Below are 18,271 nucleotides of genomic sequence, written 5' to 3'. Positions count from 1 at the left end.
ACTCGCCGTCTCAAAACGTCCAACCCGCACCACTCGCGGGTAACTCGCGTCGACTAGGACAGGAGGGCGTCGACGAACTCTTCGGCGTCGAAGGGGGCCAGATCGTCGGCGCCCTCGCCGAGACCCACGAACTTGACCGGTACGCCGAGCTCGCGCTGGACCGCGATCACGATCCCGCCCTTCGCGGTTCCGTCGAGCTTGGTCAAGACGATGCCCGTGACGTCGACGACCTCACCGAACACCCGAGCCTGGGTCAGACCGTTCTGCCCCGTCGTGGCGTCGATCACGAGGAGCACCTCGGTGACAGGCGCCTGCTTCTCGATGACGCGCTTGACCTTGCCCAGCTCGTCCATCAAGCCCGACTTGGTGTGCAGACGCCCGGCGGTGTCGACCAACACGACGTCGACGCCCTCGGCGATGCCCTTCTGAACGGCTTCGAAGCCGACGCTGGCCGGATCTCCGGCCTCGGGGCCGCGGACTGTCGGGACACCGACCCGCTCGCCCCACGTCTGCAACTGATCGGCGGCGGCGGCACGGAACGTGTCCGCGGCTCCCAGCAGCACGCTCTGCTCCCCCGCGACCAGAACGCGAGCCAGACGGCCCACGGTCGTGGTCTTGCCAGTTCCGTTGACGCCGACAACGAGGACCACACCGGGCTTGCCGTCGGAGCCGGTCGACTTGAGAGAACGATCGGCCGTGGGGTCGATCAGGCGCACGAGTTCATCTCGCAATGCCGTCTTGGCGACTTCGGGGTCCTTGATGCCTTCGACTTTGAGCTTGGTACGCAGGTTCTCGACCAATTCGTCAGTGGCCGTGACTCCGACATCGGCAGCCAGCAGGGTGTCTTCGATCTCTTCCCACGCGGCATCGTCGAGCGTCGCACGACCGAGAACTGCGAGCAGTCCCTTGCCGAGCGAACCTTGTGACTTGGCCAGACGGGCGCGCAGACGCACCAGGCGTCCCTGGGGAGCCTCTGGTCGATCGAGGGTCGAAACCGGCGCGATCGGCTCGTCAGCCTCCGGCTCGAGCACGATCTCGGGCTGTAGCTCAGGAGCCGTTTCGGTCTCGGGTTGCGAGGGCGCCTCGATCGTCGGCTTCGGACCGGCCGGTGGCAGCTGCTTGCGGTTGCGGGTCGTGACGAGCGCAGCGCCTCCTCCCAGCAGGACGAGGACAGCGACGACAATGCCGATAATCAGTTCAGGGCTCACACCGCGATCCTATGGGTGGCGGCACGCGAACCGCCAAGCGACGTGACCTGGGCGATCCGATCCAACACCGTCGCCGAATGGCTGATGACGACCAGACTGCGCTGTGGCGCCATGGCCAGCAGATCGTCCATCAGTGCCTCGGCCGCCGCGGCGTCGAGGTGCTCGGTCGGTTCGTCCACGATCAGGATCCGGTGCCCACCCAGCACGAGCCGTGCCAGACACAGCCGTTGACGTTCACCGCCGGAGAGTTTGTTGCCCCGCTCCCCCAGCACGGTGTCGAGTCCATCGGGCAGGGACGTCACGAAATCGCCGAGTCCCGCGGTGCGCAGAGCGTCGTACAACTGACCGTCCGTGGCCGCCGGATCTGCGATACGCAGATTCTCCCTGATACTCGTGTCGAACACGATCTCGTCCTGGCCGAGGTAGCCGATCGTGGCCCGCACATCGGCGGCGGCCAACGTCCGCACATTCGACCCGCCCAGCAGAATGTGGCCTGCGCGGGGTTCGATGAGCCGGGCCAAGGTCTGCGCGACGGTGCTCTTGCCCGATCCACTTGGCCCCTCGAGACCGACGACGGCTCCTTCAGGCACCTCGAAGGACACGCCCGAAACGACCGTCGACGTCCAACCAGCCGCAAGATCGCGCACGACGAGATCTACGGCGACCGGCATAGGTGCGGGTGCGGCCGGATCGTCGATCGCGGCGGCTGCGTCCTTGAGTTCGGCGAGACGGTCCTCGGCGCCCTCGATCTCCGGCCGCAGCCGTTCTGCTTCGACCAAGGCCGACAGCGGCTCGATCAATGCGAGCGGCGCAAGCACCACCACGCCGATCACCACGGGCGCCAGCCCAGCCGACAGCGCTGCGATCGATGCGACCGCGATCCCGGTCGCCACGAGCACGAATGCTTCGCCCGAACCGCTCAGCCAGGCCCCTCGACGCTGGGCCCGCGCCAACCGGCCGATACTGCGATGGGTCTTGTCCCGCAGGACGTCGGTCGCCTCATAGGCCACGAGATCAGGCGCGGCCAAGACCGCTTGCGAGACGTCTGCCGCGAGGTCACCGCGCCAGCCAGCTGTCCGGACACCGGTCGCGCGCACCGACCACGGGACCAGCACTCGGATCACGATCATCGAAATGATCGCGATATCGGCCAGGATCAGGCCTGACGTCAGATCGAGCAGCGAGATCACGACGACCGTGACCGTCGTCGAAGCCAACGCGACGATCCACGGACCGCGCAGCCGAAGCACCCGATCCTGTACCGCGTCGACATCGGACACGACCCGACTGACCAGATCACCCCGCCGATGCGCGGGCATCCCGCTCGGCGCGATCCGGTCGAGGTCCTGATAGACCGCGATCCGCGCCTCGGTCACGCGAGCGAATGCGGCGTCGTGGGTCAGCAGCCGTTCGACGTACTGCAGGGCCGCTCGTGAGAGCCCCAAGAATCTGACCGACACGATCGCGACCATGAGGTACAGCACCGGCGGCTGCTCGGCGGCTCTCACAATGAGCCACGCCGATGTCAACAGCAGACCGATGCCGGCAAGCTGCGACAGAATTCCGAAGACGCGTCCCCAGAAGAGTTTGCCCGAAGAATGTTTGCTCACGCCAGAACCAGCCTTCGGTTGAGTCGCAGTTCGCGATCGGCTACCGCGATCGTCTCCGGACGGTGCGCGACGACGATGACGGTGACCCGCAGGTCACGCAGTGTTCTCAGCACGACGGTCTCGCGCGCCGTATCGAGCCCCGCGGTCGGTTCGTCGAGCAGCACAAGGCGCGCATCGCCTCGACGCACCCGCAGCACGGCTCGAGCCACCGCGAGGCGCCGGAGCTCACCGGCCGAGATGTCGTCTCCTGTCTCGCCGACGACTCGATCCAACGCAAGATCGGCGGCACCCGCATCACGCAGCGCGTCGACGACCTCGGCACGGCTCGACCCGGCATCACCCAGGCGCACGTTGTCCTCGACCGTGCCCGCGACCAAACCCGGCACCTGTGGCACCCAGGCGATCTGTTGCCGCCAACTGGCTGGATCGACCGAAGCCAGATCGACGTCGTCGACGAGTACATAGCCTGTCGTGGGACGTTCGAAGCCCATCAGCACCGACAGCAAAGTCGACTTGCCGCAACCTGACGGCCCCGTCACCGCCACGAACTCGCCGGCCTGAACGCGGATGTGACCGATGTCGAGGCTCGGCTCGGTCCGGCCCTCATGGCGCACGACGACGCCATCGAGCACGATCTGGGCGCCGCGCAGGTCCGGCGCAGGCTCTACGCCCGAATGTCTGTCGTGATCGAGCAACGCCAGCAACTCGACCGTCGCCTCGGCGCCGGCGGTGCTGTCGTGGAAGTTCGCGCCGAGCCGCTTGATGGGAGCGAACGCTTCGGGTGCCAGCAGCAGAACGAACAACGCCGGGCCCAATGCCAGATGCCCTTCGACCACCCGGAGTCCGACGCTGACAGCCACCAATGCGACCGACAGGGTCGAGAACAGCTCCAAGACGAACGAGGAGAGAAAGGCGAGCCGCAGCGCACGGACGGTCTCGCGACGGTGGCGATCACCGACCTCGCGCAAGCCGGCCTCCTGGCGGCGTCCGAACACTTTGAGCACCGTCAGACCGTCGAGCACGTCGGCGAAGTGACGGCCCAGGCGTTGCAATGCCTGCCAGCGCCGGTCGATTCGATCCTTCGTCACGAGGCCGACGAGTACCAGGAACACGATCGACATCGGCAAGGTCACCGCGATGATGACCGCCGACATGACGTCGGCGCTGACGATCGCGACCAGCACCAGCGGTGGCACCAGCGCCGAGAGCACGACCTGGGGCAGGAATCTACCGATATAGCCGTCGAAAGCATCCAGTCCTGGGCCGAGCAGCGCCACGACGCTGGAGCTGCTCGGCCTCGGCCCCAGCCGGCGTGGGTCGAGCAGGTCATCGACGACCTCGTGCCGGAGTTCGGCCTTGACCGTTGCGGCGGCACGAGCCGACACCGCGGTGTGGAGCCAGGCGATCAGGGCCCGGACGCTCAACCCGACGATGATCGCCACCCCGAGTCCGGCGAGAGGCTGGTCGACGAACCGGCGTGCCACGACCTCGGCAACGCAATAGGCCACTGCGATGACCGTCGCAGCCGTTGCCAACCCGAGAGCGATGCTCATGACGAGGAGCCGTCGCACTCCCCGGGAACGTCGGACGAGTCGTGGATCCAGAGGCGCCATGACTGTCAGTGCCCCGCTTCAGTCGGACTCGCGTCCACAGGACTCGTATCTTCAGGAATGTGATGTACGCCGATGCGCTGGCGGAACACCCAGTACGACCAACTCTGGTAGATCACCACGATCGGGGTGAACACCACCGCGACCCACGACATGATCTTCAATGTGTAAGGCGTCGAGGCAGCGTTCGTCGTCGTCAGATCCCACGCCGGGTCCAGCGAGGACGGCATGACCGCTGGGAACAGCGATGCGAACAGCATCACGACGAGCAGGCCGATGGCCAAGGCCGTCCCGGCGAAGGCCCAGCCGTCCCGGCGGCCGACGGCAGCGGTCATGGCGAACACGAAGGACACCAGCACCGCGATACCGAGGAGCCACACCACCAGATCTCCGTCCGATGCCGCGGTCCAGACCACGAAGGCCGACGTCAGCAGCGCCGCGACGACACCGATGCGTAGACCCAGCTCGATGGCCCGTTCGCGGATCGGGCCGACGGTCTTGAGCCCGATGAAGAAGGCGCCGTGCACCAAGAACACGGACACCGTGACCGCGCCGCCCAGCAGCGCGTACGGATTGAGCAAGTCGAACAGATTGCCGACGAACTCCTTGTCGGCATCGATCGGGACACCGTGCACGATATTGGCCAAGGCGACTCCCCACAGCAGCGCCGGCACGACCGAACCGAAGATGATCGCGGCGTCGCAGCGGCCACGCCACCACGTTTCGGGGCGCTTGGAGCGGAACTCCAGACCGATGATGCGCACGATGAGCGCGATCAGGATCAGGAACAGCGGCAGGTAGAAACCGCTGAACAACGTCGCGTACCACTCGGGGAAGGCAGCGAACGTCGCACCGCCGGCCACGATGAGCCACACCTCGTTGCCGTCCCACACCGGGCCGATCGTGTTGATCAGGACTCGTCGTTCCTTGTCGCCCTTGGCCAGCAGACCTACCAGCATGCCGACGCCGAAGTCGAAGCCCTCGAGCACGAGATAGCCGACCCACAGCACCGCGATGATGATGAACCAGAACGTTGTCAGTTCCATGTCACTCTTCCTTTTCTCGGGCCGGGTCAGTACGCGTACGCGAGGGGTGCGTCGACGTCATCGGGGTCGGCGGGTGGTTCGAGCTCGGGCAGCCCCTTCTTGACGTACCCGAGCAGGAGCCTGACCTCGATGACGGCGAGGACGCCGTACAACAGCGTGAAGCCGATCAGCGAGGTCGCGACCTCGGCCACCGACGTGCTGGGCGAGACACCTGCCGAGGTCTTCATGAGGCCGAACACGACCCATGGCTGACGACCCATCTCGGTGAAGATCCAGCCGAAGGAGTTCGCTACCAAGGGCAGCAGTGGCAAGGCGATCGCACCCCGCAGGAACCACTTCGACGTCGGGATGCGGCCGCGTCTCGTCGCCCACAACATCAGTGCGCCCATCGCCATCGCGATGCCGCCGGCGGTGATCATGAGGCGGAAGGTCCAGTAGGTCACCGGGATATTGGGCGTGTAGTCGCCGGGACCGAAGCGTTCCTGGTACTCGGCCTGCAGCGAATTGATGCCGCGCACCTTGCCGTCGAACGTCCCAGTGGCCAGATACGACAGGACCTTGGGGATCTCGAGCTGGAGCAACGGTTCGGAGCCGTCGAGGGTGCCGATCGTCAGGGGCGAGAACGGTGCGGGCTGGGCGTCTTCGTACAGCGCCTCGGCGGCAGCCATCTTCATGGGCTGAACCTCGGTCATGACCTTGCCTTGGAAGTCGCCGGTGATGATCGTGCCCACTCCAGAGATCAACAGGACCACCGCCCCCATACGGAAGGCTGAGCGAAACGCACCATCTCCATCTGAATTGCGCATCATGTGCCAGAGGGCGATGCCCGCGACGAAGGCACCAGCGACCATGAAGCAGCCGAAGATCTGGTGCGGGAAGGTCACGGTGAGGACCTTGTTGGTCAAGACCGCGCCGAAGTCGGTGAGCTCAGCACGGCCCTTCTCGCCGTTGAGCGTGTAACCGACGGGATTTTGCATGAATGAGTTGGCGGCAAGGATGAAGTACGCCGAGAAGACCGTGCCGAGGGCGGCAATCCAGATGCAGGCCAGGTGCAGACCCGGCTTGAGTCGGCTCCAACCGAAGATCCACAGTCCGAGGAACGTCGATTCGAGGAAGAACGCCAGCAGGCCTTCGATCGCCAGTGGGGCGCCGAAGATATCGCCGACGAAACGCGAGTAATCGCTCCAGTTCATGCCGAACTGGAACTCCTGCACGATCCCGGTTGCGATACCCATCGCGAAGTTGATCAAGAACAGTTTGCCGAAGAATTTGGTGAGCCGGAGCCAGCGCTCGTTGCCCGTCCGCCACCAGATCGTCTGCATGATCGCGACCAGCACGGACAGACCGATCGTCAGTGGGACGAAGAAGAAGTGGTAGACGGTCGTGATGCCGAACTGCCACCGCGCGAGATCCAGGACTTCCATGCTCGACTCCCTTTTGTCTACTACTTCGCGTAGTAAGTACTACCGACTGTAGTAAGTCGCGGGGAGGTCCGCAACAGCAGGTACTACCTCTCGTAGTAGAATGGGTCACATGCCCCGATTGGGAGAGCTCGAACGCTCCGTCATGAACGTCCTGTGGGACGGCGATGCGCCGCTGACCGTGCGCGAAGTACTTGAACGCCTCGGCGACCGCGATCTGGCCTATACGACCGTCATGACCGTGTTGGACCGCCTCGGGACCAAGGAGATGGTCCGCCGTGAGCGTGATGGTCGGGCGTTCCGCTACGCCCCGGCGCTCAGCCGCGACGCCGCCACTTCTGAGCTGCTGCATGCGGCGCTCGACGAGGCAGGAGCAGATCGCACGGCGGCGCTGGTGCACTTCGCGCGCACCGTCGATCCGGCCGAGGCCCAGGCCTTGCGCGCCGCGCTCGATGAGATCGAGTCCCGGAACTCGCAGTGACCCCGCTGCTGCTGGGACTGATCGGACTGGCGCTCGCGCTGCCGGTTCCGGCGTTGTTGGCCACGATGACGTGGCCTCATCGGTCTCCGGCAGCCGGCGTCGTGCTGTGGCAGTCCCTCGCGCTGGCGGCCGTGCTGGCGATCTCCGGCGCTGCCTTGTCCACTGCCCTGTGGCTCGTGACCGATGACCAGCTCAGCTGGTGGCGAATAGGCCTGCACCTGGCGATCCTGGCGATCGGTGTCATGGTGTGGGCCCGCTTCTGGTGGGCCGCGTGGCAGGTCTGGCACGAGACGTCCGCCAGACGGCGTCGGCACCGCGAACTCGTCGATCTGCTCGGCGAACCTCACGGAGCGCTGCCAGCGGTGAGGATCCTGGCCGAAGAGACCCCCATCGCGTACTGCATCCCGCGGCGACGGGACCCGCGCGTCGTGATCTCGCAGGGAACCCTGGACGCCCTCGACGACGAGTCGTTGCAAGCCGTCCTGGAACACGAACGCGCCCACGTCCGCATTCGTCACGACCTCGTGCTCGAAGGATTCGGCGTACTGCACCGCGCATTCCCCCGGCCGCTTCGCACTGATGCGCCACTGCAGCAGAGCCAGGTCCTGGTCGAGCTGATGGCCGATGACGCCGCACGCAAGGTCGCCGGCGACAGTGCACTCGCGCGTGCGATCGTCGCCCTGGCCGGTGGGACCACGCCGGCAGGAGCATTGGGCGCCGGAGGTGAGGCGTCCAAGAACGTCGCACAGGTGGACGCCAGCGCACCGGCCCTGGGTCGGGGGCTGGTTCAGAGGACGGAAACGGCCTTCCTGATCGCGTCTGGGATCGGCGTCGGTTTCCTGGTCTCGGCGTCGACATAGACATGGACGAACTTGCCGATCGCGGCCGGTTCATCGCTTTCGCCCTGGAACAGGCCGATGCGGTACACGATGCTCGACGTCCCGAGCTTCGTGACAGCAAGACCGGCCTGGATATCGGCCGGAAACGTCAGTTCGCGCATGAACTGGCAGCCTGATTCGGCCACCAGGCCCACTGCCGAGAGCTTGCGTGTGTCGACGCCGGTCGCGTCCATCAAGTACCCGTTGACCGCAGTGTCGAAGTAGGAGTAGTAGACGACGTTGTTGACGTGGCCATACGCATCCTCGTCCTCCCAACGCGTCGTGATGGTGCGCAAGACGGCGAAGTCCGAACGTCCGCTCACGCAGACTCCTCCTCGCGGAGGCGCTGGCTGATCACGGCCGACACGCCATCGCCGCGCATCGAGACGCCGTACAGTGCGTCGGCGACCTCCATGGTCCGCTTCTGGTGCGTGATGACGATGAGCTGGGAATTGGCGCGCAGCTCTTCGTACAGCTCGAGCAGACGGCCGAGGTTCGCGTCGTCGAGTGCGGCCTCGACCTCGTCGAGGATGTAGAACGGGCTCGGCCGCGCCTTGAACAGAGCGACCAGGAACGCCACCGCGACCAGCGAACGCTCACCGCCGGACAGCAATGACAGCCGCTTGACCTTCTTGCCCGCCGGGCGTGCCTCCACGTCGATACCCGTCGTCAGCATGTTCTGCGGATCGGTCAGCAGGATGCGGCCCTCACCACCGGGGAACAGTCGAGTGAAGACGTGCTGGAATGCGCTCTCGACGTCGTACCAGGCCTCGGTGAAGACCTGTTCGACCTTCGCGTCGACCTCTTCGACGATGTCGAGCAGATCCTGGCGGGTCTTGCGCAGATCATCGAGCTGCTCGGACAGGAACTGGTGTCGTTCCTCCAGCGCCGTGAACTCCTCGAGCGCCAGCGGATTGACCTTGCCGAGCATCGCCATCGACCGTTCGGCATTGCGCAGACGTTTGACCTGCGCCTCACGTTCGTACGGAATGGCTTCGGTCGGCAGCGAATCGTCTTCGCCTTCGACAGTGATCGGCGGGACCAGCTGGTCAGGACCGTATTCGGCGACCAGCGTCTCGACCTCGATCCCGAGTTCTTCGAGCGCCCGGCTCTCCAGTCCCTCGAGCCGCAGTCGCAGCTCGGCCCGGGCCATCTCGTCCTTGTGCACCGTGTCAGTCAAGCTGTCGAGCTCGCTGCTGAGTTCACGCAACCGGCCCCGCACTGCTCGCAAAGCCTCTTCGCTGCCGGATCGGGAGGCCTCGATCTCGGTGCGCAACGCCGACGCCGTCGCGATGGAATGATCGAGTCTGGCCAGCACCTGGTCACTGGCCAGGATCACTGCTTTGGCGATCTCGGCCTCACGCAACTGACGGGCTCGACGCTCGGCCGCACGCAGTCTGGCCTCACGCTCGGCCGCCGCGGCCTCGAACAATGCTTTGACCTGCGCGGCCAGCGCGCGGGCACGTTCTTCGTTCGTACGCAACGCCAGACGCGCCTCGGTCTCGGCCTTGCGGGACGCCGAGGCTGTTTCGGCCAGCTCCTCGAGCAGGGCCGTGTCGGGCTCGTCCTCCGGTGCCGACTCCGCCTGGCTCAGACGTTCCTCAAGCTCTGCGAGTCCCGACTGGTCACCGGCCATCGACTCCTCGGCCTTGACGATCGCCGCAGACAGGCGGTCGGCCTCACCGCGCGCGGCCCGCGACGTCGCGCCGAGATGACCGAGGTTCTCGGCCACGGCTGCCATCGTGGCGTCGGATTCGTGCAACTGTCCCAGCGCCGCATCGACGCGCTCCTGCGCGGCCAGCTGAACCGCCGTCGCGGCTTCGCGCTCGAAACGCAGACGTTCCAATGTGTGCACCGCGTTCGCGAGATCCTCGTCCGCCTGGCTGATCGCGGCCTGGACCTCGATCAGACTCTGCTTGGACGTCGAACCGCCTGCGGCGAAATGTGCACCCAGCACATCGCCGTCTCGTGTCACCGCAGTGACGTCGGGCGCCAGCCGGACGACTTCCTGCGCCTGATCCAGCGTGTCGACCACCGCGACCTTGAACAGCAACCGCCGCAAAGCGCCCTGCAAAGCATCTGGACCGTCGACTACATCGATCGCATACGTCGCGAAGTCGGGCAGCCCGGGCCAGGTGGAATCGTCGACGTCTCCCCCGCCCAGCAGCATGCCGGCGCGGCCGAGATCCTCGGACTTGAGCTTCTCCATCGCGGAGATCGCGGTGTCGAGATGGTCGACGGCCACGGCATCGGCGGCTGAACCAAGTGCTGCAGCGATCGCGGTCTCACTGCCTGCACGGACGGTCAAGAGAGCCGCGACCGAGCCGAGCAGCCCGCTGATCTCATCGGTCGCCGCCAGCAACGCACCAGCACCGTCCTTGCGGGCCAGTCCCAGTTCGAGCGCTTCCTTGCGGGCCGTGAGAGCTGCCTGCTGACGCTCGGCGTCCTGCAGTTGCCCGGCCAACTCCGCGATGACCGTCGATGCCTTGCTGAGCGCTTCCTCGGCCTCTTCCAGTTCTTCGTCCAGTCCGGATTCACCGGCATTGAGACCTGCGATCTCGTTCTCCAGCGCCGTGAACTGCCGCTGCGCCTCGGCAGCCCGCGACTCGGCCTCGTCGCGTGCAACGGTCAGACGTCCGATTTCTTCGCCTGCCGCGGTCGCGCGACTCTTCAAGGCGTTGACCTGACCATGCAACCGGGCCAGACCTTCGCGCTGATCGGCGGCGGCCCGCAGCAGACCGGCGACCCGACGCTCCTCGGCGGTGTACGCCGTCTCAGCCTGATTGCGCTCGACGATGACCGCTTCCAACGCAGCCGTCGCCTCGGCGACTCCGGCACTGAGCTGCTCATGCTGTTCCTGTGCGCGACGCGCGTCGGCCTCGAACTCTTCGGGATCGCGGCCGCTTTGCCGGTCTTCGGCTTCCACCGCCGCCAGCCGCACCCTCTCATTGGCGAGACCGGCGGTCCCGCGGATCCGCTCGCGCAGACCCGACAGGCTGTACCACGTCTCCTGCGCGGCGGACAGCCGCGGCGAATCCTCACGGAGCTGGTCCTCCAGGACGATCTCCTGCTCGCGGGCCGTCGCGATCGCCTTCTCGACCTCTTGCCGTTTGGCCTTCAACGCCGACTCGTCGGCCAACTCCTCGGCGATGACGGTGCGGGCCGTCACGATGTCGTCGGCGAGGATCCGCGACCGGGCGTCGCGGACGTCGGCCTGGATGACAGCGGCCCGTCGCGCGACCTCGGCCTGGCGTCCCAGAGGCTTGAGCTGACGGCGCAGTTCGGTCAGTACGTCGTTGAGGCGAGTCAGATTGCCCTGCGTGGCATCCAGCTTGCGGATTGCCTTCTCTTTGCGTTTGCGGTGTTTCAGGACGCCTGCGGCCTCCTCGATGAAGCCGCGGCGTTCTTCCGGCGTCGCCCGCAGGACGCTGTCGAGCTGGCCCTGACCGACGATGACGTGCATCTCGCGGCCGATTCCCGAGTCGCTCAGCAACTCCTGCACGTCGAGCAGTCGGCAGGTATTGCCATTGATCGCGTACTCGGATCCGCCATTGCGGAACATCGTGCGCGAGATCGTGACCTCGGTGTACTCGATCGGCAAGGCACCGTCGGAGTTGTCGATCGTCAGGACGACTTCGGCGCGTCCCAACGGCGGACGACCTGACGTGCCGGCGAAGATGACGTCTTCCATCTTGCCGCCGCGCAAAGATTTGGCGCCCTGTTCGCCCATGACCCACGACAGCGCGTCGACGACATTGGACTTGCCGGATCCATTGGGCCCGACGACACACGTGATACCCGGTTCGAGTTGCAGGGTCGTCGAAGAGGCAAATGACTTGAACCCACGAAGAGTGAGGCTCTTGAGGTACAACTTCGGCTCCTACTGCGTACGGCGGATAGGAGCCACCCTAGTGCGAGGGTCGACTAGTGGGCGACAGGCTCGGCGAGGTCGCTTGCCGTGACCTGGTCCATACGCTCACGCAGCGCCGCGAGCAGGCCGTCGTTCTCGACCTTGAGACGCAGCACCTCGCGCTCCAGATCGGCGACGCGACGTCGCAGCACCGCGGTCTCGCGTGCCTGGTCGGCAGTGGGTCCACCGATAAATCCGACAAGTGCCTTGGCCATGACTGTTCTCCGCGAGCTGAGCTGACTGATGGGGACTGAAAGCAAGGGCAGAAATCACGTTCTGCGTCTATCAGTCTCCCACCGCAGACGGCGTCGGGTCAACTTCGCCGGGCGTGGCTACCCTGACGGGATGGATGAACTCTTCGCACCGGCCGAGGACCACTGGCAGCGGGTGTCTCCGCGACTCGCGACGGTCCGCCGCATCGTGGTCGTCGCATCCGCGACGATCACCGCTCTCGTCGGAGCCGGACTGCTCGTGTTGCTGCCGGAGCTGCGCTGGATCGGGGCCATCGTGCTCGTCCTGGCAGTCGCCGGCGCAGTCTTCGGATGGACCTGGGCGGCCCGCAACCAGCGCAGTTGGGGCTATGCCGAGAACGCCGACGATCTACTTGTCACGAGCGGGGTCATGTTCAAACGCCTCGTGGCGATCCCCTACGGCCGCATGCAATTCGTCGACGTGCAGGCCGGCCCCCTGCACCGGGCCTTCGGCATCGCGACAGTCACCCTGCATACCGCGAGCACCGAGACGGCGGCTGACATCCCAGGGCTGAACGCCCCTGAGGCGACCCGGCTGCGCAATCGGCTGACCGAGCTCGGGGAGGCACACGGTGCCGGGATCTGAAGTCGTGGCCGAAACCACGGGCTTGCGCACCCATCCCCTGACCGCCATCGTCCAGGGCGCGGTCTTCGCGGTGGCCGCGAGCGCGGGTCTGTTCGGCTCGATGATCAGCGGCGAAGGCTTGGGCAATCTTCACCCCGTCTTCGCGCTGCTCATAGCTCTGGCCGGAGGTATGGCCCTCGGTCTGGCCTTCGGCTTCGTCTCATGGCGCTTCACTCGTTACGTCATCGACGGGACCGAACTGCGGATCAACTCCGGGGTCCTCACCAAGGCCTCACGACGGATCCCGTACGAGCGGATCCAGTCAGTCGACATCGCCGAGCCGATCGTCGCCCGCGTCCTCGGACTCGCTGAGCTCCGCATCGAGATGGCAGGTGGCAAGGAATCACGCACGTCCCTGAAGTTCCTCAAGCTCGCAGATGCCCGAAACCTGCGGCAGATCCTGCTGTCACGCGCTCACGGCGAAGAACTCGCGGTGGATCGAGACGAGCAACGCAGCATCATCACGCGCGTACCCCCAGAACGCATCGTGATCGGCACCTTGCTGTCGCTGGACTTCTTGTTCGCGGCCGTCGGCACGATCGCACTCGTCACCGCCGCGATCTGGTTCAGCCAGATCGTGATCCTCCTGGGCGGCATCATTCCGCTCGCCACCTGGTTGGGGCAGATCGCGATGGGCCGTGTCGTCCAGCAATGGGACTTCACCCTCTCGCGCGGCGAGCGGGGTCTGCGCATCGAGCGCGGCCTGCTCTCACGCACCTCACAGACGATTCCGTGGGACCGCGTGCAGGGCATCGCGATCAAGGAGCCGTTCGTCTGGCGACGCTTCGGCTGGCAGCGCCTCGAGGTAGATATCGCCGGATATGCGGCCGGCGCCGAGGAGCAAGGGCAGAACTCGTCGTCGACGCTGCTGCCGATCAGCGATCCGGCGCTCGCGAATGCCATCATCGCCGAGCTGATCCCCGGCACGTCCATCGTCGATCCGGCGCACATCGATCAGGTGCGCACCCGTGCCCCGCGACGGTCCTGGCTGTTCGCGCCGATCGGCTGGCGCTACCGCTGGATCGCGGCGGACCCCGCGACGTTCATCGCCCATGAAGGCTGGATCGAACAGACCACCAGCATCGTGCCGCACCGCAAGACCCAGTCGGTCGAATTGCGGCAGGGACCGCTTCAGCGAAGGCGCAATGTCGCAACAGTCGAGGTTCACACGCCGAAGGGACCCGTGAATGCCGACGGCCGCAATCTCGACGCAGGCGATGCGCGGACGGCGATGCTCGCCCAACTGGAACGCGCGAGGGCCTCTCGTATCTGAGCGTCAGCTCGACCGCAGGCGCTCGATCGTCGACATGACGTGGAAAACGACTAGCGCCGCGATTGTGCCGAGTGCGATTCCCTCGAACGTCATGTCACCGACGACGATCGTCAGATTGCCGATCCCGATGACCAAGGCGACAGCTGCCGTGAACTGATTGACCGGCAGCGAGAAGTCGACGTTGTTGTCGATCCAGATCTTGATGCCGATGATGCCGATCAGGCCGTACAGCGCGACCGTCACGCCACCGAGCACTCCCGGCGGAACAGTGCGGATGACCTCTCCGACCTTGGGAGACAGCCCCAGCGCGATCGCGACGAAACCTGCCACCCAGTAGGCGGCCGTGGAATAGACCCGGGTCGCGGCCATGACACCGATATTCTCGCCGTAAGTGGTCGTGCCTGAACCGCCTGCGGAACCGGCCAACGTCGTCGCGATTCCGTCTGCCAGCAGGGCGCGCCCGGTCAGTTGATTGATCGAGTCGTCACCGGTCAACTGAGCGACGCTGCGGACGTGTCCGACGTTCTCGGCGATCAGCACCAGGACGACCGGGATGAACGCCGGCAGCACCGACCAGGCGACGGTCGGCGACTGGAAGTCGGGAAGGCCGATCCAGTCCGCCTTTTCGACGGCGGTGAAATCGATCGCACCTGCGGCTAGCGCGAAGAGGTAACCTGCCACGACTCCGACGAGGATCGCGAGCCGGGCCATGAGCCCGCGTGAGACGACAACGACCAGGAGCACAACGGCCAGTGTGACCAGGGCGGTCCACGGTGCTTTCGCGAAGTTGGAGGTCGCGGCGCCTGACAGATTGAAGCCGATCAGGGCGACGATCGCACCGGCAACGACCGGCGGCATCAGGACCTGGATCCAGCCCGTGCCGGTGACCAGGACGATGACTCCGACCAGCGCTAGCAGCACACCGCACGCCAACACGCCGAACAAGGCGGTGCCGATGTCGTCCCCGCCGGCCTTCGCCGCAGCAATAGGGGCAAGGAACGCGAACGAAGATCCCAAGTAGCTGGGCAGCTTGTTGCCTGTCAGCACGAGGAACAACAGCGTCCCGATGCCGGAGAAGAAGATCGTGGTCGAGGGCGGGAACCCGGTCAGGACAGGTACCAGGAACGTCGCACCGAACATCGCGATGACGTGCTGGGAGCCGAAACCGACCGTGCGTGGCCAGCTCAGCCGCTCGCTGGGGGCCACGATCTCGCCGTCGGTGATCGTGCGGCCGTCGCCGTGCAGAGTCCAGGTCAGGGGCATGGGGGTCCTCCGTGTCGAGGTGCACACGCACGCGCACCGGGCAGGACGCTATCGGCTGACATCTCACTTCCGCAATGGGGGCGGGCGAAGCCGCCCAGGTCAGCGCAGCCGCACCCCGTTGATCCACTGCTGGATGACCTGCTGGACCTCGGGCCCATCGGGGTCAAGCCGGTAAAGCAGGATCGAGAAGATGACGCTGGTGCCGAGGGCAACCTTTGCGGTCATGAAGTCGAGGTCGGGATCGACCTCGCCGCGACTGACACCTCGCTCCCAGATCTGTTGCATCAGCTCGAGCGTGGGGTGCGCCATGTTGTCGAGGAATCGCTGCGAGGACGACTCGTCGGCGATCGCCATGCCGAGCTGTGGACCTGCGACATTGCGAGGCATGGTCTTGAGCGAGGCGATGAGGCTTGCGCACACAGCCCGGATGTCATCGCCGAACGAGCCGGTGTCGATGCTGACCGCAGGCACCGAGTCGGCGATGTTCAGCGACAGGACGATCTCGTCCTTGTTGGCGTAGCGGCGGTAGATCGCCGGCTTGCTGACATTGGCTTCGACGGCGATCGCGTCCATGGTCAGGTGCTCGACACCTTCGCGCTCCAGCAGGCGCCGGGTCGCGTGCAGTATCTGCGAGTCGAGCTGGGGGTTGCGGGGACGCGCCATGGATCGAGCCTATCTTCTTGACTGTCGCGGACCGGTGCACCGCGACGGGTACGACGCGGTGGCCGTCCCGGTCTGGGGACGGCCACCGCAGGTCAGCGTCTACTTCTTCTTGATCTTCGCGGTCTTCTTCGAGGTCTTGACGACAGTCGTGTAGCCCGGCTTCTTGACCGTGACCCTGACCTGGATCCGTTTGCCCTTGTCGGCTGAGCGCAGCTTGTAGCTCGACTTCTTGGCCGCGCTGCCCTTGATGACCTTGCCGTTGCGCAACCACCGGTAGCTCTTGCTGACGCCGCTGTCGAACGAACGCTTCTTGACCTTGAGGGTCCGTCCGACCTTCTTGCTACCGGTGATGCTCGGCGTCGGACGCTTGACCTGTGTGCCTACCTTGACGGTGACTGCGGCGGAGGTCTTGGCGAGCGAGACGTTGCCGTCCTTGTGACCGGTGAGGCGGGCGCTGAGCTTGCGACCGTGATCCTTGACGGTAGCCCGATAGGTGGCACTGGTGGCGCCGGGGATCGACACCCCGTCACGCAGCCAGGTGTAGGAGAAGCTCGCGCCTGCCTCCCAGACGCCGGTGGCGGCGGTCAACGTGCGGCCCACTGCGGCCTGGCCCGAGACCGACGGAGTGCCGGCCAGGACGACCTCCAACCCGTCGGTCTGCAGGACCCACAGCTTCGACCCGCCCTGCCCGACTGTCCGGAAGATCGCGCCGCTGCCGACCGCGCCGACCGGGGCGGGGTCGCTGGTGGCAGATCCCGGCGCAAGGTCGGAGATCCGTGCGGTGCCGTCGGCGGTGCCGTTGGTGAGCCACAGTTCAACGCCTGATGAACCGTCGTCGGCGCTGAACAACGTCCGCCCGGTGTCGGGGTTGACCGAGAAGTCGCGCGGGCTGCTGCCGGCTGCTCCGGGACGGATGTCCTTGACCAGGCGGGTACCAGCAGCGGAGCCGTCGCTGGTCCACAGCTCGGCGTCGTTGCCTGTTCCGGCCGCGCGGAACACGATCGTGTCGCCGTTGGAGGTGAGCTCGTTGGGCGTCGACCCGTTGGTTCCCGGTTGGATGTCCTTGACGAGCACCGTGCCGCCGATCGTCCCGTCGGTCTTCCACAGCTCGTCGCCGTGCGCGGGGTCTTGCGCGGTGAAGAACGTCGCTCCGCCGGTCGCCGTCAGGCGCGTCGGATTGCTGTTGGCTGCTCCTGGATTGATGTCCCGCATCCGGTAGGTGCTCGGCGCGGTGCCCTTGGATCGGAAGATCTCCCGCCCCTGCGCATCGACCGCGGAGAAAATGAGGGTCGAGCCGTCGCTGACCAGCTCCGCTGGGCTGCTGCTGCCATTTCCGGGATTGACGTCGTCGACCATCACGGTGCCTCCGGTCGTGCCGTCGGTCTTCCACAGCTCGCGACCATGGGATCCGTTGTTGGCCGCGAAGTACACCTCGCCGTCATGCACCGTGAGGTTGCTGGGCGACGAGTCACCCGCGGCGTTGATGTCTTTGACCAATGTGGTGCCGGCTGGCGTGCCGTCGGAGATCCAGAGCTCGTCGCCGCCATTGGCCTCGACGTCAGCGCTGAAGACGATCTTGTCGCCGAGGGCCGCGATATCGTCGATCGCGGGTCCGCCCGTGCCCGGGACGAGGTCTTCTACCTCGACCGTTCCGCCGGACGTTCCGTTGGTCTTCCACAGCTCGCGCCCGTGCGCCGCCGTGGTGGCGACGAAGTAGGCCGTGCTTCCAGCGCGGGTGAACAACCGCGGCGCACTGCTCGGCCCGCCGACATTGATGTCCTTGACGCCCTGGGTACTGGCGACCGTCGCGCTTGTGCGCCACAGCTCGATTCCGGCGTCGGTTGATCCTGCGAACAGGAGGTAGGAACCCATGTCCGTGGCTTCGGAGTGGATCTGCAGGCCCACATTTCCGTAATTGCCGAGGTGGACGGGGGCCGGCGCGGCGGCCGAAGCCGGCGTCGCGAGGAGCAGGGACGAGGCGAGCGCGATCGACGCCGCGCCGCCGATCGTGCGGGATACAGTCTGCATGGTT

15 protein-coding genes are annotated in these 18,271 nt (G+C 65.9%); 4 read left to right on the top strand and 11 right to left on the bottom strand.

Annotation, left to right across the window (positions count from 1 at the left end; genetic code table 11):
* Positions 1–53 precede the first annotated feature (53 nt).
* From ftsY to ACXJKC_RS13545, 5 genes are read right to left on the bottom strand one after another with little or no spacing between them, the layout of a single operon-like run.
* Positions 54–1,208: a signal recognition particle-docking protein FtsY gene (ftsY, locus tag ACXJKC_RS13565; RefSeq protein WP_456697263.1), complete on the bottom strand. Its 1,155-nt coding sequence runs from the start codon at positions 1,206–1,208 to the stop codon at positions 54–56.
* Entirely contained in the window at positions 1,205–2,818 is a 1,614-nt protein-coding gene (cydC, locus tag ACXJKC_RS13560; RefSeq protein WP_456697262.1) for a thiol reductant ABC exporter subunit CydC, read from the bottom strand. The genes ftsY and cydC overlap by 4 nt, the downstream gene beginning before the upstream one ends.
* Positions 2,815–4,431, bottom strand: coding sequence for a thiol reductant ABC exporter subunit CydD (cydD, locus tag ACXJKC_RS13555; protein ID WP_456697261.1), 1,617 nt, complete (start codon positions 4,429–4,431; stop codon positions 2,815–2,817). The genes cydC and cydD overlap by 4 nt, the downstream gene beginning before the upstream one ends.
* Before the next feature lie 5 nt (positions 4,432–4,436).
* A complete protein-coding gene (gene cydB / locus ACXJKC_RS13550) occupies positions 4,437–5,474 on the bottom strand; it encodes a cytochrome d ubiquinol oxidase subunit II (protein WP_456697260.1) in 1,038 nt (345 codons plus the stop codon).
* Between the two features lie 26 nt (positions 5,475–5,500).
* The gene (locus ACXJKC_RS13545) at positions 5,501–6,898 is read right to left on the bottom strand and encodes a cytochrome ubiquinol oxidase subunit I (RefSeq protein ID WP_456697259.1); all 1,398 of its coding nucleotides are present in this window, start codon (positions 6,896–6,898) and stop codon (positions 5,501–5,503) included.
* Between the two features lie 109 nt (positions 6,899–7,007).
* On the opposite strand from ACXJKC_RS13545, the gene ACXJKC_RS13540 reads away from it, so the two are divergent.
* Together ACXJKC_RS13540 and ACXJKC_RS13535 are read left to right on the top strand one after the other, a co-directional pair.
* Positions 7,008–7,376 (top strand): BlaI/MecI/CopY family transcriptional regulator, encoded by a 369-nt coding sequence (locus ACXJKC_RS13540; protein ID WP_456697258.1) that lies wholly within the window; start codon positions 7,008–7,010, stop codon positions 7,374–7,376.
* Positions 7,373–8,236, top strand: coding sequence for a M56 family metallopeptidase (locus ACXJKC_RS13535; RefSeq protein ID WP_456697257.1), 864 nt, complete (start codon positions 7,373–7,375; stop codon positions 8,234–8,236). The genes ACXJKC_RS13540 and ACXJKC_RS13535 overlap by 4 nt, the downstream gene beginning before the upstream one ends.
* Here the strand turns inward: ACXJKC_RS13535 and ACXJKC_RS13530 are convergent.
* Genes ACXJKC_RS13530 through ACXJKC_RS13520 form a run of 3 tightly spaced genes read right to left on the bottom strand, consistent with a single transcriptional unit; the run spans position 8,164 to position 12,379 of the window.
* A complete protein-coding gene (locus ACXJKC_RS13530) occupies positions 8,164–8,577 on the bottom strand; it encodes an acyl-CoA thioesterase (RefSeq protein WP_456697256.1) in 414 nt (137 codons plus the stop codon). The genes ACXJKC_RS13535 and ACXJKC_RS13530 overlap by 73 nt on opposite strands.
* Positions 8,574–12,125: a chromosome segregation protein SMC gene (gene smc, locus ACXJKC_RS13525; RefSeq protein WP_456697255.1), complete on the bottom strand. Its 3,552-nt coding sequence runs from the start codon at positions 12,123–12,125 to the stop codon at positions 8,574–8,576. Before smc ends, ACXJKC_RS13530 begins: the two co-directional genes overlap by 4 nt.
* 53 nt (positions 12,126–12,178) lie before the next feature.
* Positions 12,179–12,379 (bottom strand): hypothetical protein, encoded by a 201-nt coding sequence (locus ACXJKC_RS13520; protein WP_456697254.1) that lies wholly within the window; start codon positions 12,377–12,379, stop codon positions 12,179–12,181.
* Positions 12,380–12,509: 130 nt separating this feature from the next.
* Here ACXJKC_RS13520 and ACXJKC_RS13515 point away from each other — a divergent pair, with 130 nt between their 5' ends.
* A complete protein-coding gene (locus tag ACXJKC_RS13515; protein WP_456697253.1) occupies positions 12,510–13,001 on the top strand; it encodes a PH domain-containing protein in 492 nt (163 codons plus the stop codon).
* On the top strand, positions 12,988–14,313 hold the full coding sequence (locus ACXJKC_RS13510) for a PH domain-containing protein (protein ID WP_456697252.1): 1,326 nt from the start codon (positions 12,988–12,990) through the stop codon (positions 14,311–14,313). Before ACXJKC_RS13515 ends, ACXJKC_RS13510 begins: the two co-directional genes overlap by 14 nt.
* A 3-nt stretch (positions 14,314–14,316) precedes the next feature.
* On the opposite strand, the gene ACXJKC_RS13505 is transcribed toward ACXJKC_RS13510, so the two are convergent.
* From ACXJKC_RS13505 to ACXJKC_RS13495, 3 genes are all read right to left on the bottom strand, one after another.
* Positions 14,317–15,576: a uracil-xanthine permease family protein gene (locus tag ACXJKC_RS13505; RefSeq protein WP_456697251.1), complete on the bottom strand. Its 1,260-nt coding sequence runs from the start codon at positions 15,574–15,576 to the stop codon at positions 14,317–14,319.
* A gap of 99 nt (positions 15,577–15,675) precedes the next feature.
* Positions 15,676–16,239, bottom strand: a complete 564-nt coding sequence (locus ACXJKC_RS13500; protein ID WP_456697250.1) for a TetR/AcrR family transcriptional regulator — start codon at positions 16,237–16,239, stop codon at positions 15,676–15,678.
* 99 nt (positions 16,240–16,338) lie between these two features.
* A complete protein-coding gene (locus ACXJKC_RS13495) occupies positions 16,339–18,267 on the bottom strand; it encodes an ELWxxDGT repeat protein (protein WP_456697249.1) in 1,929 nt (642 codons plus the stop codon).
* Between the last annotated feature and the right edge of the window lie 4 nt (positions 18,268–18,271).

Source organism: Aeromicrobium sp. P5_D10 (genome assembly GCF_054049535.1).
The sequence above is the reverse complement of the archived record's forward strand: the minus strand, read 5'-3'. Positions and strand labels throughout refer to the sequence as shown.

Coding starts and splice junctions, on each gene's coding strand:
- cydD (WP_456697261.1), bottom strand. CDS start 4,431: ATGGCGCCTCTGGATCCACGACTCGTCCGACGTTCCCGGGGAGTGCGA.
- cydB (WP_456697260.1), bottom strand. CDS start 5,474: ATGGAACTGACAACGTTCTGGTTCATCATCATCGCGGTGCTGTGGGTC.
- ACXJKC_RS13545 (WP_456697259.1), bottom strand. CDS start 6,898: ATGGAAGTCCTGGATCTCGCGCGGTGGCAGTTCGGCATCACGACCGTC.
- ACXJKC_RS13540 (WP_456697258.1), top strand. CDS start 7,008: ATGCCCCGATTGGGAGAGCTCGAACGCTCCGTCATGAACGTCCTGTGG.
- ACXJKC_RS13520 (WP_456697254.1), bottom strand. CDS start 12,379: ATGGCCAAGGCACTTGTCGGATTTATCGGTGGACCCACTGCCGACCAG.
- ACXJKC_RS13515 (WP_456697253.1), top strand. CDS start 12,510: ATGGATGAACTCTTCGCACCGGCCGAGGACCACTGGCAGCGGGTGTCT.
- ACXJKC_RS13505 (WP_456697251.1), bottom strand. CDS start 15,576: ATGCCCCTGACCTGGACTCTGCACGGCGACGGCCGCACGATCACCGAC.
- ACXJKC_RS13500 (WP_456697250.1), bottom strand. CDS start 16,239: ATGGCGCGTCCCCGCAACCCCCAGCTCGACTCGCAGATACTGCACGCG.
- ACXJKC_RS13495 (WP_456697249.1), bottom strand. CDS start 18,267: ATGCAGACTGTATCCCGCACGATCGGCGGCGCGGCGTCGATCGCGCTC.